11 protein-coding genes are annotated in these 13347 nt (G+C 70.6%); 8 read left to right on the top strand and 3 right to left on the bottom strand.

The window, feature by feature from the left end:
* Window positions 1-170 precede the first annotated feature (170 nt).
* Both H488_RS24245 and H488_RS24240 read right to left on the bottom strand, forming a co-directional pair.
* Window positions 171-1619 carry a sugar porter family MFS transporter gene (locus tag H488_RS24245; RefSeq protein ID WP_017832730.1) on the bottom strand — a complete coding sequence of 483 codons (1449 nt, stop codon included), beginning with the start codon at window positions 1617-1619 and terminating at the stop codon, window positions 171-173.
* Window positions 1620-1858: 239 nt separating this feature from the next.
* Window positions 1859-2608, bottom strand: a complete 750-nt coding sequence (locus tag H488_RS24240; RefSeq protein ID WP_017832729.1) for a hypothetical protein — start codon at window positions 2606-2608, stop codon at window positions 1859-1861.
* Between the two features lie 262 nt (window positions 2609-2870).
* Between H488_RS24240 and sucC the strand changes: the two genes are divergently transcribed.
* Both sucC and sucD read left to right on the top strand, forming a co-directional pair.
* The gene (sucC, locus tag H488_RS24235) at window positions 2871-4040 is read left to right on the top strand and encodes an ADP-forming succinate--CoA ligase subunit beta (RefSeq protein ID WP_017832728.1); all 1170 of its coding nucleotides are present in this window, start codon (window positions 2871-2873) and stop codon (window positions 4038-4040) included.
* A gap of 39 nt (window positions 4041-4079) precedes the next feature.
* Window positions 4080-4997, top strand: a complete 918-nt coding sequence (gene sucD / locus H488_RS24230) for a succinate--CoA ligase subunit alpha (RefSeq protein WP_031282624.1) — start codon at window positions 4080-4082, stop codon at window positions 4995-4997.
* Between the two features lie 98 nt (window positions 4998-5095).
* Here the strand turns inward: sucD and H488_RS24225 are convergent, their stop codons facing one another.
* Entirely contained in the window at window positions 5096-5488 is a 393-nt protein-coding gene (locus H488_RS24225; RefSeq protein ID WP_017832726.1) for a tautomerase family protein, read from the bottom strand.
* A 277-nt stretch (window positions 5489-5765) separates the two neighbouring features.
* Here H488_RS24225 and H488_RS24220 point away from each other — a divergent pair, with 277 nt between their 5' ends.
* Genes H488_RS24220 through H488_RS24195 form a run of 6 tightly spaced genes read left to right on the top strand, consistent with a single transcriptional unit; the run spans window position 5766 to window position 13104 of the window.
* Complete coding sequence (locus H488_RS24220) at window positions 5766-6725, top strand: sugar phosphate isomerase/epimerase family protein (protein ID WP_017832725.1); 960 nt, start codon at window positions 5766-5768, stop codon at window positions 6723-6725.
* Window positions 6726-6759: 34 nt separating this feature from the next.
* The gene (locus H488_RS24215) at window positions 6760-7686 is read left to right on the top strand and encodes a sugar phosphate isomerase/epimerase family protein (RefSeq protein WP_017832724.1); all 927 of its coding nucleotides are present in this window, start codon (window positions 6760-6762) and stop codon (window positions 7684-7686) included.
* Window positions 7683-8669: a 5-dehydro-2-deoxygluconokinase gene (iolC, locus tag H488_RS24210; RefSeq protein WP_017832723.1), complete on the top strand. Its 987-nt coding sequence runs from the start codon at window positions 7683-7685 to the stop codon at window positions 8667-8669. The genes H488_RS24215 and iolC overlap by 4 nt, the downstream gene beginning before the upstream one ends.
* Window positions 8666-9604, top strand: a complete 939-nt coding sequence (locus H488_RS24205) for a Cgl0159 family (beta/alpha)8-fold protein (RefSeq protein ID WP_017832722.1) — start codon at window positions 8666-8668, stop codon at window positions 9602-9604. Before iolC ends, H488_RS24205 begins: the two co-directional genes overlap by 4 nt.
* A complete protein-coding gene (gene iolD / locus H488_RS24200; RefSeq protein WP_017832721.1) occupies window positions 9601-11556 on the top strand; it encodes a 3D-(3,5/4)-trihydroxycyclohexane-1,2-dione acylhydrolase (decyclizing) in 1956 nt (651 codons plus the stop codon). Before H488_RS24205 ends, iolD begins: the two co-directional genes overlap by 4 nt.
* Before the next feature lie 12 nt (window positions 11557-11568).
* The gene (locus H488_RS24195; protein WP_017832720.1) at window positions 11569-13104 is read left to right on the top strand and encodes a CoA-acylating methylmalonate-semialdehyde dehydrogenase; all 1536 of its coding nucleotides are present in this window, start codon (window positions 11569-11571) and stop codon (window positions 13102-13104) included.
* The last annotated feature ends 243 nt before the right edge of the window (window positions 13105-13347 follow it).

The raw sequence follows: 13347 nt of genomic DNA, 5'->3' as shown, positions 1-13347 counted from the left end.
TCCGCCCGCCCCCGCGGTGGTCGTACCGGTGGTCCCGCCTCCGGTCCCGTGCCGGAGCGGGGGCGGGACGTGCGAAGAGCCTCCGGCCGGAGCGTGGTCAGGGACCACGTCCGGCCGGAGGCTCTCCTCGGGTCAGGGCGTCCCCGCCGCTGACCTCTCGGGCTTGTTCCCTAGGAGGACTTCGCCTTCACCGTGTAGATCGCGCCGGTCGAGACGTCCTCCTCGAGCGCCTCGAGGGTGCGTCCCCGCGTCTCCGGGACCTGGGTGTAGACGAAGATCAGGGACAGCACGCCGAACCCGGCGAAGAGGAAGAACGTCCCGGTGATCCCGACCGCGTCGACCAGGGAGGGGAAGTAGAGCGCGAGGACGCCGTTGGCCACCCAGAGCATGAAGACGGACACGCCGATCCCGAAGCCGCGCATGTGCAGGGGGAACACCTCGGAGAGGTACACCCAGACCGCGACGTTGAGGAAGGTCTGCATGGAGCCGACGAAGGCCACCACGAGGGCCAGGATCACCCAGGGCCGCAGCGGGTTGTCCACCGTCATCGTCATCGCGGCGATCCCGATCAGCAGGTGGCACGTGGTGGTGAGGCTCAGACCGATCATGAAGGTCTTGCGCCGGTCGAGCCGGTCCATCATGTACAGCGCGATGAAGCCGCCGACCACGGCGATCACCCCGGGGGCGATGTTGGCGATGAGGGCCGCGCCGGCCTCGAAGCCCGATTCGATCAGCACGATCTGCCCGTAGTACATGATCGAGTTGATGCCGGTGAACTGCTGGACGATGCCGAGGCCGATGCCGACGAGCAGGATGCGGAGCAGGTGCTTGTTGGTCAGGATCGCGCCCAGCCCGATCCGGTTCTCGGCGCGCTCCTCCTCGGTGATGTGCTCGACCTCGCCGAGCTCGGCGATCGCACGGTCCTCGGAGCGCACCGTCTTGAGCACCTCGAGGGCCTCCGCGTGCCGGCCCTTCTCGACGAGCCAGCGCGGGGACTCCGGCATCCGGAGCATGCCGATGAACAGCGCCACGGCCGGCAGCGCGCAGATCGCGAACATGATCCGCCAGACGCCGGTGACGTCGCTGAAGACGTTGCCGATGATCGCGTTGATCACGAACGCGGAGAGCTGGCCGATCACGATGGCCACCTCGTTGCGTCCCGCGATCGAGCCGCGGATCTCGTACGGGGCCATCTCCGCGAGGAAGACGGGCACCACCGCCGAGGCGCCGCCCACGGCCAGGCCGAGCAGGACGCGCCCGAGCACGAGGATCTCGTAGTTGGGGGTGAGCACGACGACCAGGGTCCCGACGAAGAACAGGACGGCCAGCAGGAGGATGGTCTTCCGGCGCCCCCAGGCGTCCGAGAGGCGTCCGCCGGACAGCGCGCCGACGGCGGCGGCGAAGACGAGCGAGCTGGTGACCACGCCCTCGGTGAACGGGGTGAGGCCGAGCTCCTCCGACATCGGGCGGAGCGCGCCGTTGATCACGCCGGTGTCGTAGCCGAAGAGCAGGCCGCCGAAGCAGGCGACGACGGAGATGAGACCGAGGCGCTTGCGATGCGGCCCGGACGTGAGGGGAGGCAGCGTGGCTGCTGCTTCCCGGGGTGAGGAGGTGGCCATCGGGAGTTCCTTTGCTCGGACGCAACCGGTGCGCTCTGCACGGTGCTGACGGGTCGGACGGGTCACTCCGTGCGTGACGCACGTCTCAGTGGTCCTGATGTCATTATGTTAGGACATATGACCGGGGTGGGGAACCCCGGCGGGCAGATTCTTGTGATCGCCGCAACATTTCTCCGCCACGGTCCTGCCCGGGTCGGAGCCGGAGGGGCGCACGGCGACAGGGGCCCCGGCCGACGCCGCTAGACGAACAGCAGCACCGCCACGGCCGCGGGGGCCGTCCAGCGCAGCGACCTGCCGGTGAGGTTGTGCACCACGCCCAGCAGCGTGCAGCAGACCACGGCCGTGGCGACCGAGGCCCAGCCGCCCAGGACCAGCCCGGGCAGGGCGAGCAGGAGCCCGAGAACGAGCCCGCCCACCGGGGCGACCCGTGCCCAGGGGGCCGGCCGGCGCAGCTCCACGGCCCGCTGCACGCACGTCACGACCAGTGCGAGGAGCAGGGCCCGCCCCACGTGGTAGGCGGCGAAGCCCACCATGCCGAGCCACGCGCCCGCGCCGTACTCCGCGTAGAGGTCCAGGTAGAGCTGGATCGGCTGCACGCGCCACTCGCCCACGAGGAAGACGGGCAGGATCACCCCGAGCAGGACGGCCAGCACGAAGACGACGAGGGCCGTGGTGGTCCGCCGGTGGTCGACCGCGGAGGAGGGGGCGGGGTCCGAGGGCGCAGGGACCGCGGGGTCCGCCGCCCGGTGGCGCAGCCACGCCACGAGGCCCCGCTGGATCGCGAGCCACGCCGCGCCGAGGGTCAGCCAGGTGACGACCTGCCAGCCCAGCGGGTATACGTCGGGGATCCCGCCGGTGAAGGTGAGCACCGTGCCGTCGACCACGGCCTCCAGTCCGAGGGCCACGAACGCGAAGGTCGCGATCGAGACGAGGAAGCCGGCATCGGCAGGGGCGAACGCCCGGTTCTCGGGGGAGTCGACAGAGCTCATGGGGCCAGTCAATCAAGAATCGCCGGGCCGCACGCGCGCGCCCCCGGTTGTGGCCGCAGTTTCAGCATGCACTACAGTCTCGTACAGGGAGTGCACCGGTACGTCCCGCGCCCGGAACGGCTCCGCGGAACGGCCCGGACGCATCCTGCCGGCCCCGGCCGGGAGGATGCTGAGTGCTCCGTTCACCACCAGGTCGGAGGACGACCCGCACACTGCCCGGGTCGCCGCCGCCCACGACTTCGACGAAGAAGGGCATTCACCCGTGGACCTGTTCGAATACCAGGCACGCGACCTGTTCGAGAAGCACGGCGTCCCCGTGCTCCAGGGCATCGTCGCGACCACCCCCGAAGAAGCAAGGGCCGCCGCCGAGAAGATCGGCGGGGTCACCGTCGTGAAGGCGCAGGTCAAGGTCGGAGGCCGCGGCAAGGCCGGCGGCGTCAAGGTCGCCAAGACCGCCGACGAGGCCTACGAGTACGCCCAGCAGATCCTCGGCATGGACATCAAGGGCCACACCGTCCACCGCGTCATGATCGCCCAGGGCGCGGACATCGCGGAGGAGTACTACTTCTCGATCCTGCTGGACCGTGCCAACCGCTCCTACCTGGCCATGTGCTCCGTCGAGGGCGGCGTGGAGATCGAGCAGCTCGCCGTCGAGCGGCCCGAGGCCCTCGCCCGCGTCGAGGTCGTCCCGACCGAGGGCATCACCGAGGCCAAGGCCCAGGAGATCGTCCGCGAGGCGAAGTTCGACGACGAGACCGCCGCGAAGGTGGTCCCCGTGCTCGTGAAGCTGTGGGACGTCTTCAAGAAGGAGGACGCCACGCTCGTCGAGGTCAACCCGCTGGTGAAGACCGGCGACGGGCAGGTCATCGCTCTCGACGGCAAGGTCACCCTCGACGAGAACGCGGAGTTCCGCCAGCCGGAGCACGCCTCCCTCGCCGACAAGTCCAGCGCCGACCCCCTCGAGGAGAAGGCCAAGGAGCACGACCTCAACTACGTCAAGCTCGACGGCGAGGTCGGCATCATCGGCAACGGCGCGGGCCTGGTGATGTCCACCCTGGACGTCGTCGCCTACGCCGGCGAGAAGCACGGCAACGTCAAGCCGGCCAACTTCCTGGACATCGGCGGCGGGGCCTCGGCCGAGGTCATGGCCGCGGGCCTGGACGTGATCCTCAACGACCCGCAGGTGAAGTCCGTGTTCGTCAACGTCTTCGGCGGCATCACCGCGTGCGACGCCGTGGCCAACGGCATCGTGAAGGCCCTCGAGATCCTCGGGGACGAGGAGGACAAGCCGCTCGTGGTCCGCCTGGACGGCAACAACGTCGAGGAGGGCCGGCGCATCCTGGCCGGCGCCAACCACCCGCTCGTCACCCTCGCCGAGACCATGGACGAGGGCGCGGACAAGGCCGCCGAGCTCGCCCACGCCGCCAACTGATCCGCCGACCGGACGAACACTTCTAAGGAACGAACAGCAATGTCAATCTTTTTGAACAAGGACTCCAAGGTCATCGTTCAGGGCATCACCGGCGGCGAGGGCACCAAGCACACCGGCCGCATGCTCGCGGCGGGGACGCAGGTCATGGGCGGCGTCAACGCCCGCAAGGCCGGCACCACCGTGGCCCACCAGGACAAGGACGGCAACAGCGTCGAGCTGCCGGTCTTCGGCACCGTCGCCGAGGCCGTCGAGAAGACCGGCGCGGACGTGTCGATCGTCTTCGTGCCGCCGGCCTTCACGAAGGACGCCGTGATCGAGGCCATCGACGCCTCGGTCCCGCTGGTGGTCGTCATCACCGAGGGCATCCCGGTGCAGGACTCCGCCGAGTTCTGGGCCTACGCGAAGTCGAGGACCGGTGCGGACGGCAAGCAGACCACCCGCATCATCGGCCCGAACTGCCCCGGCATCATCACCCCGGGCGAGTCGCTCGTCGGCATCACCCCGGCGAACATCACCGGCAAGGGCAAGATCGGCCTGGTCTCCAAGTCCGGCACCCTGACCTACCAGATGATGTACGAGCTGCGCGACATCGGCTTCACCACCGCCATCGGCATCGGCGGCGACCCGGTCATCGGCACCACCCACATCGACGCCCTCGAGGCGTTCGAGGCGGACCCCGAGACCGAGGCCATCGTGATGATCGGCGAGATCGGCGGCGACGCCGAGGAGCGCGCCGCGGACTTCATCAAGGCGAACGTCTCCAAGCCGGTCGTCGGCTACGTCGCCGGCTTCACCGCTCCCGAGGGCAAGACCATGGGCCACGCCGGCGCCATCGTCTCCGGCTCCTCGGGCACGGCGCAGGCCAAGAAGGAGGCCCTCGAGGCCGCGGGCGTGAAGGTCGGCAAGACCCCGTCCGAGACCGCCCAGCTGATGCGGGAGATCTTCGAGACGAAGTGATCCGGCGGGCTCCGGCCCGTCGACCCAGCACCCGGGGAAGGCCCCGTCCGCGAACACCGTGGACGGGGCCTTCCCTGTGCGCCGAGCCGGCCGAGGAGTCAGAGCCGGCCTTCGAGGAACTGCGCGACGCCCTCGCCGAAGGACCAGTCCTCGCGGGTGTTCTCGGTGACGGAGACGATGAGGTCCTGCGGGTCCAGCCCGGTGCGGGCGCGGAGGCGGTCGGCCAGGGCCCGGTACATGGCCTGCTTCTGGGCCTCGCTGCGGCCCTGCTGGACCACCTGGACGATGACGAGGTCGTCGGTGCGGGTGAAGCCGAGGCCGGTGTCCTCGGCGATGATCTGGCCGGGCCGGTGCTCGGTGATGATCTGGTAGCGGTCGCGGGGCGGGGCCGCGAAGGTGTCGAGCATGACGTCCTGGACGGTGTCGGCGAGCTCGCGGAGCTGTTCGGGGGTTCGACGGTCTTCGATGACGTCGATGCGCACGAGGGGCACGGGTGGGTCCTTCCGGTGGATGGCACGTGGTGGATGACTGTTCCACCGTGCTCGAAAGTATGTCAAGACATTACGACAAAGAAAAGACCTGATGGGCGTCCCTTGCCCCCTCCGGTGGCCCCGAATCGGGTCTCGGGGATCGCCGGGCGCGCAGTTAGACGGTATGTCTTTACAAACTGACCTGATGTCGTATTCTGGTTGTGATCCGGACCACTGATCGGCCGGGCGCACGGGATCCGCACCGTGACGCCGGTCCAGCACCAGAAAGCAGGTCACCATGGCGCAGCAGAGCGCGACCTCCACGACCGCCGGCGCGGCGGCACAGCAGCAGAACCCCGTCCTCATCGGCACCGCCCCCGACTCCTGGGGCGTGTGGTTCGCCGACGACCCGAAGCAGACCCCCTGGGAGCGCTTCCTCGACGAGGTCGCCGAGGCGGGCTACTCCTGGATCGAGCTGGGTCCCTACGGCTACCTGCCCACGGACCCCGCCCGGCTCGCCGACGAGCTCGCCCAGCGCAACCTGAAGGTCTCGGCGGGCACCGTCTTCACGGCGTTCCATCGCGGCGCCGGTCAGTGGCAGGAGGCGTGGGAGCCCGCGCGGAAGGTCGCCGAGCTGACTGCCGCCATGGGCGGCGAGCACATCGTGGTGATCCCGGCCATGTGGCGGGACGACGTGACGGGCCAGGCGCTCGAGAACGAGCACCTGAGCACCGAGCAGTGGAACGCTCTGTGCGAGGGCCACGACCGGCTGGGGAAGGTGCTGCGCGAGGACTTCGGTCTGCAGCAGCAGTTCCACTCCCACGCCGACTCCCACGTGTGCGGCCAGCCCGACATCGAGACCTTCCTGCAGCGCACCGACCCCGAGCTGGTCACCCTCTGCCTGGACACCGGCCACGCCGAGTACGGGGGAGCGTCCTCCGTGGACCTCATCCGCCGCTACCCCGAGCGGATCGGCTACCTGCACCTGAAGCAGATCGACCCCGTGGTCCTCGAACGCGTGCGCCGGGAGAACCTGACCTGGGCCGCGGCCAACCTCGCCGGTGTCATGGTCGAGCCGCCCGCCGGCCTGCCGGACCTCGCGGAGGTCATCGCGGAGGTGGAGAAGCTGGAGCGGCCGGTCTTCGGCATCGTCGAGCAGGACATGTACCCCGTCTCCTCCTTCGATGTCCCGCTGCCCATCGCCACCCGCACGCGCTCCTACCTGCTGGGCTGCGGCTCCCGCACCCGCGTCCGCTGACCCGTCCGCGCACCACAGACCTGGAGATCCGCCCATGAAGATCGCCCTCGATCCCACCCCGTTCCATTCCACCCACTCCCTGCTCGAGTTCCCGCAGCTCGCCGCGGACCTGGGCTACGACCACCTGCAGCTCACGCCGCACGCCGACTTCCTGCCCTTCTTCGGCCACCCCAAGGCCGACGACCGGCTCGTCGCGGACCTGCGGGCGGCCTGCCGTGCCGCCGGGGTGCAGATCGCCTCCGTGCTGCCCGTGCTGCGCTGGTCCTCCCCGGACCCCGACGCCCGTGAGGCCGCCGTGCGGTACTGGAAGCGCGCCGTCCGGATGACGGTGGACCTCGGGGTGCAGCAGATGAACACCGAGTTCTCCGGCCGGCCCGAGCTCTCCGAGGAGTCCGAGCGCGCGTTCTACCGCTCCATGGAGGAGCTCCTGCCGCTCGTCGAGGCGGAGGGCGTGCACATCGCGATCGACCCGCACCCCGACGACTTCGTGGAGCAGGGCCTGGCGGCGTGGCGGGTGATCCGGGGCGTGAACTCCCCGAACCTCGGCTTCGCCTACGTGGCCCCGCACACCTTCCACATGGAGGACGCACCCCTGGACATCATGGCCGCGGTGGGCGACCGCCTGCGCGTGGTGCACGTGGCGGACACGATGGACCACCACCGCTCGCACGGGCTGCGCTACATCACCAACCCTCCGGGCAACGCGGCCCGGGTGCACCAGCACCTGAAGATCGGGGACGGTGACGTCGACTGGGACGAGTTCTTCGGCGGGCTGGCCGCCAACGGCTTCCTCGACCGGGCGGACTCCGTGATGGTCTCCTCGGTCTTCGCCGAGGACGAGAGCGCGATGGAGGTCTCCCGCTACCAGCTGGCCCAGATGACCGAGCGCGCCGAGGCGGCCCGGAAGGCCGCCGCCCGCACCCCGCAGCACACCGAGCAGAGGACGGAGGCCCACGCGTGAGCTACGACGTCGTGACCCTGGGACGCATCAGCGTCGACATCTACCCCGACGACGTGGGCGTCGGACTCGAGGACGTGACCACGTTCCGCAAGTACCTCGGCGGTTCGCCCTCCAACGTGGCGGTCGCCGCGGCCCGCCACGGCGAGTCCACCGCGGTGATCACCCGCACCGGCGACGACCCGTTCGCCACCTTCCTGCACCGCGAGCTCACCCGCTACGGCGTGGACGACCGGTTCGTGAGCGCCGTGCCGGGGCTGCAGACCCCCGCCACGTTCTGCGCGATCCGCCCGCCCGAGGACTTCCCGCTGTACTTCTACGGACGCTTCCCCACGGCCCCGGACCTGCAGATCCGGCCCGAGGAGATCGACACCGAGGTCGTGGCCGACACGCGGATCCTGTGGTCCACCGTCACGGGCCTGTGCCAGGAGCCGTCCCGGGCGGCCCACTTCGCCGCCCACGAGGCCCGTCCCCGTGAGCAGCTGCGGGCCGACCAGCACACGATCCTGGACCTCGACTACCGGCCCATGTTCTGGGAGTCCGAGGAGGACGCCCGCGCGCAGGTCCACGAGCTGCTCGGCCACGTGACCATCGCCATCGGCAACGACAAGGAGTGCGCGGTGGCCGTGGGGGAGGGCACCCCCGACGAGCAGGCCGACCGGTTGCTGGAGGCCGGCGTGCGGATCGCCGTCGTCAAGCTCGGCCCCGAGGGGGTCATGGCCAAGACCCGCGACGAGCGCGTGGTCTCGGCCCCCGTCCCGGTGGAGACCGTCAACGGCCTCGGCGCCGGCGACTCCTTCGGCGGGGCCTTCTGCCACGGCATCAACCAGGGCTGGAGCCTCGAGCAGGTCCTCGACTACGCCAACGCCTCCGGCGCGATCGTGGCCTCGAAGATCTCGTGCTCCGACGCCATGCCCACCCCCGCCGAGGTCTTCCAGCTGCTGCGCGAGCGCGGCCGCGCCGTACCCGAAGGAGCCACCCGATGACCACGACCACCCCCCTCGAGCTCGACACGGCGGACCCCCGCCGCTACGAGCACCTGACCCGGGTCCGGCTGGAGGACCCGCGCGCCGTCCAGCGCGCCGCCGACTCCCGCCGTCGTCACCCCGGACCCGTGCACGGGCGGCAGAACTTCGTCGTCGCCGCGGACCACGCGGCCCGCGGCGCCCTGCGGGTGCGCGGCGAGGCCGACGCCATGGCCGACCGGCGCAGCCTGCTCGACCGGCTGCAGATCGCCCTGGCGGACCCCCAGGTGGACGGTGTGCTCGCCTCCCCGGACGTGCTGGACGACCTGCTGCTGCTCGGGGCGCTCGAGGGCAAGCTCGTCTTCGGCTCCATGAACCGCGGCGGTCTGCCCGGCCTCGTCAACGAGATCGACGACCGCTTCACGGGGCACACGGCCGAGGCCCTGGACCGGATCGGCGCCGACGGCGGCAAGATGCTCACCCGCATCTGCTTCGAGGACCCGCACACCACCTCCGTGCTGGAGAACACCGCCAAGGCGGTGGACTCCCTGGCCGCCCTGGGGCTCATCGCGATGGTGGAGCCGTTCATCTCCCGGATCACCGGCACCGGCATCGTCAACGACCTCTCCGCCGACGCCGTGATCCAGTCCGTGGCGATCGCCCAGGGGCTCGGGGGAACCTCCGCGCACACGTGGATGAAGCTGCCCGTGGTCGAGGACATGGAGCGCGTCATGGCGGCCACCACCCTGCCCACGGTCCTGCTGGGCGGCGACCCGAGCGGCCGGCCCGACGAGGTCTTCGCGACCTGGGAGGCCGCCCTCGCGCTGCCCGGCGTGCAGGGCCTGACCGTCGGCCGCACCCTCCTCTACCCCGAGGACGGCGACGTCGCCGGCGCCGTGGCCACCGCCGCGTCCCTGCTCAAGGGGCACACCGTCGAGGAAGGAGCCGCCCGATGAGCACCCGCACCCTCTCCGTCTCCCAGGCGCTCGTGGAGTTCCTGGCCAACCAGTGGACCGTCGACCGGATCGGTGCCGAGGAGTACCGGCAGCGCACGATCCCGGGCATGTTCGGCATCTTCGGCCACGGCAACGTGGCCGGGGTGGGGCAGGCCTTGAAGCAGTACCAGGCCCAGGACCCCGCCCTGATGCCCTACTACCAGGGCCGCAACGAGCAGGCCCAGGTGCACCAGGCCGTCGGCTACGCCCGGCACACCCGGCGCCGGGCCACCTTCGCGGTGTCCACCTCGATCGGCCCCGGCGCCACCAACATGGTGACCGGCGCCGCCCTGGCCACCACGAACCGGCTGCCCGCGCTGCTGTTCCCCTCGGACCAGTTCGCCTCCCGGCGCCCGGACCCGGTTCTCCAGCAGCTCGAGCGCCCCGACGCCAACGACATCACCGTCAACGACGTCTTCCGGCCGGTGTCCCGCTACTTCGACCGCGTCTGGCGGCCGGAGCAGCTCTTCTCGGCGCTGCTCAACGGCATGCGGGTGCTCACGGACCCGGCCGAGACCGGCGCCGTGACGATCGCGCTCCCGCAGGACGTGCAGGCCGAGCCGCTGGAGGTGCCCGAGGAGTTCCTCGCCCCCCGGGAGTGGCGGATCCGCCGGCCGGCGCCCGAGGAGGAGGACGTCCGCGCGGCCGTCGCGGCGATCCGTGCGGCCGAGCGGCCCGTGGTCATCGCCGGCGGCGGGGTGCACTACTCCTTCGCCACCGAGGCGCTGGCCGAGTTCGCCGAGACCACCGGGATCCCCGTGACCTACACCCAGGCGGGCGTGGGGGTCATGGACTGGGACCACCCGCTGTGCCTCGGGGCCGTCGGCTCCACCGGCTCCACGGCCTCCAACGCCGTGGTCGCCGACGCCGACCTGGTGATCGGCATCGGCACCCGGTACGAGGACTTCACCACCGCGTCCCGCACCGCGTTCCAGCACCCGGACGTGCGCTTCGTCAACATCAACGTCGCGGCGTTCGACGCCTACAAGCAGGGCACCGCCGTGCCGGTCGTCGCCGACGCCCGCAAGACGCTCGTCGCGCTGACGCAGGCGCTGGGCGGGTACCGGGTCGGTGCGGACCTCGCGGCGACCGTCGAAGCCGAGAAGCAGCGCTGGGACGCGACCGTGGACGCGGCGTTCTCCGAGCGGCACCTGCCGCTGCCCAGCCAGAACGAGATCATCGGGGCCGTCAACGAGGCCATGGACGACCGGGACGTCGTCGTGTGCGCGGCGGGCTCGCTGCCCGGTGACCTGCACAAGATGTGGCGGGTCAAGGACGCCTTCGGCTACCACGTCGAGTACGCGTTCTCCTGCATGGGTTACGAGATCGCCGGCGGGCTCGGGGTCAAGCGGGCCGCCGTGGCCGAGGCCCAGCGGGCCGGGACGCCGCAGGACGCGCGCGACGTCGTCGTCATGGTCGGGGACGGCTCCTACCTGATGATGCACACCGAGCTCGTCACGGCCGTGGCCGAGGGGCTCAAGCTCGTGGTGGTGCTGATCCAGAACCACGGCTACGCCTCGATCGGCGCGCTCTCGGAGCAGCTGGGGTCCCAGCGCTTCGGCACGAAGTACCGCTACCTCGACGGGGCCCGGCACAGCTTCGACGACGGCTCGACGCTGCCGATCGACCTCGCCACGAACGCCGAGTCCCTCGGCGTGCGCGTGCTGCGGGTCGAGCCCGGCGAGGGCGTGATCGACCGGCTGCAGCGGTGCGTGGCCGAGGCCAAGGCCGTGCCCGAGGGCTCCGGTCCCGTGCTCGTGCACGTGGAGTCGGACCCGCTGATCGACGCGCCCAGCTCCGAGTCCTGGTGGGACGTGCCCGTCACGGGCACCGCCACCCTCGAGTCCACGAACGAGGCCTACGAGGTCTACCAGCAGCACAAGGCCCGGCAGCGTCCGCTGCTGGGGAACTGAAGGAGGAGTCCCATGACCCAGCAGATCGACAGGACCGACCAGCAGATCCAGCACGTCGAGCACTTCATCGCCGGGGCCCGCACGCCCGGCACCGGTGACCGCACCCAGGAGATCTACAACCCCGCCACCGGGCAGGTGTCCGGCATCCTGCACCTGGCCACCGACGAGGACCTGCAGACCACGGTGGCCGCGGCCCGGGCGGCCGCCGACTCGTGGGGCGACGTGTCCCTGGCCAAGCGCACCGCCGTGCTGTTCAAGTTCCGCGAGCTCGTGGCCGCCCACACCGACGACCTCGCCGCCCTGATCACCGCCGAGCACGGCAAGGTGCTCTCCGACGCCAAGGGCGAGGTGGGCCGCGGCCTCGAGGTCGTCGAGTTCGCCTGCGGGATCGCCGAGCAGCTCAAGGGGGAGTACTCCGACCAGTTCTCCACCGGCATCGACGTCTACTCCTTCCGCCAGCCCCTCGGCGTGGTCGCGGGCATCACCCCGTTCAACTTCCCCGTCATGGTGCCGCTGTGGATGGCCCCGGTGGCGATCGCCACCGGCAACGCCTTCATCCTCAAGCCTTCCGAGCGGGACCCCTCCCCGGCCCTGCTGATCGCCGAGCTGTGGCAGCGGGCCGGACTGCCGGACGGGGTGTTCCAGGTGCTGCACGGCGGCAAGGAGGCCGTGGACGGGCTGCTGACCCACCCGGACGTGGACGGCATCTCGTTCGTGGGCTCCACCCCGATCGCGCAGTACGTGCACGAGACCGCGACCAAGCACGGCAAGCGCGTCCAGGCCCTCGGCGGGGCGAAGAACCACGCGATCGTGCTGCCGGACGCCGACATGGACTCCGCGGCCGACAACCTCACCGCGGCCGCCTTCGGCTCCGCCGGGGAGCGCTGCATGGCCGTGTCCGTGGCCGTGGCCGTCGGCGAGGCCGCGGACCTGCTCGTGGACAAGCTCGCCGCCCGCGCCAAGGACATCACCGTGGGCAACGGCATGGACGCCTCCTCCGACATGGGCCCCGTCATCACCCCCGCGTCCCGGGACCGCGTGCGCCGGATCGTCACCGCCGCCGAGCAGGACGGCGCCGCCGTCGTCGTGGACGGCCGCGACCTGATCGTGGCCGACCACGAGGACGGCTTCTTCGTGGGCCCCACCGTCCTGGACAGGGTCCGGAAGGACATGGCCGCCTACGAGGAGGAGATCTTCGGGCCCGTCCTCGTGGTGCTGCGCGTGGACACCCTGGACGAGGGCATCGAGGTCATCAACGCCAACCCGTACGGCAACGGCACCGCGATCTTCACCTCCTCCGGCGCCTACGCCCGCCAGTTCAAGCGGCAGGTGACCGTGGGCATGATCGGCGTCAACGTCCCGATCCCCGTGCCCGTCGCCTGGCACTCCTTCGGCGGCTGGAAGGCCTCGCTGTTCGGCGACCACCACATCTACGGGCCCGACGGCGTGCGCTTCTACACCCGCGGCAAGGCCGTCACCGAGCGGTGGCCCGAGCCGCACCACGCCTCGGGGGCGTCCTTCGCCTTCCCGTCCTCGTCCGACCACTGACCCGCACGCCACCCCGCTCCCGCTTTTCGAAGGCGTTTTGCATCCTGGCGTCAGATATTCCTGCTGATTCCACTGCGTTTGCCGGTGCCGTTGTTTTGGTGCGGTTGCCGGTGATGACGGTGCCCTCCTGGGTGAGGTCCACGCAGAGCATGCCGTCCTCCATGAAGGGTTTCCATCGTCTGGTGGCGGTGGTGTCGATGCTAGATCGGAAGAGCGTCGTGTAGGGAAAGAGTGTAGATCTCG

Source organism: Kocuria sp. UCD-OTCP, from assembly GCF_000349605.1.
Lineage (GTDB): Bacteria > Actinomycetota > Actinomycetes > Actinomycetales > Micrococcaceae > Kocuria > Kocuria rosea.
The sequence above is the reverse complement of the archived record's forward strand: the minus strand, read 5'-3'. Positions and strand labels throughout refer to the sequence as shown.

Coding starts and splice junctions, on each gene's coding strand:
- H488_RS24245 (WP_017832730.1), bottom strand. CDS start 1,619: ATGGCCACCTCCTCACCCCGGGAAGCAGCAGCCACGCTGCCTCCCCTC.
- H488_RS24240 (WP_017832729.1), bottom strand. CDS start 2,608: ATGAGCTCTGTCGACTCCCCCGAGAACCGGGCGTTCGCCCCTGCCGAT.
- sucD (WP_031282624.1), top strand. CDS start 4,080: ATGTCAATCTTTTTGAACAAGGACTCCAAGGTCATCGTTCAGGGCATC.
- H488_RS24220 (WP_017832725.1), top strand. CDS start 5,766: ATGGCGCAGCAGAGCGCGACCTCCACGACCGCCGGCGCGGCGGCACAG.
- H488_RS24215 (WP_017832724.1), top strand. CDS start 6,760: ATGAAGATCGCCCTCGATCCCACCCCGTTCCATTCCACCCACTCCCTG.
- H488_RS24205 (WP_017832722.1), top strand. CDS start 8,666: ATGACCACGACCACCCCCCTCGAGCTCGACACGGCGGACCCCCGCCGC.
- iolD (WP_017832721.1), top strand. CDS start 9,601: ATGAGCACCCGCACCCTCTCCGTCTCCCAGGCGCTCGTGGAGTTCCTG.
- H488_RS24195 (WP_017832720.1), top strand. CDS start 11,569: ATGACCCAGCAGATCGACAGGACCGACCAGCAGATCCAGCACGTCGAG.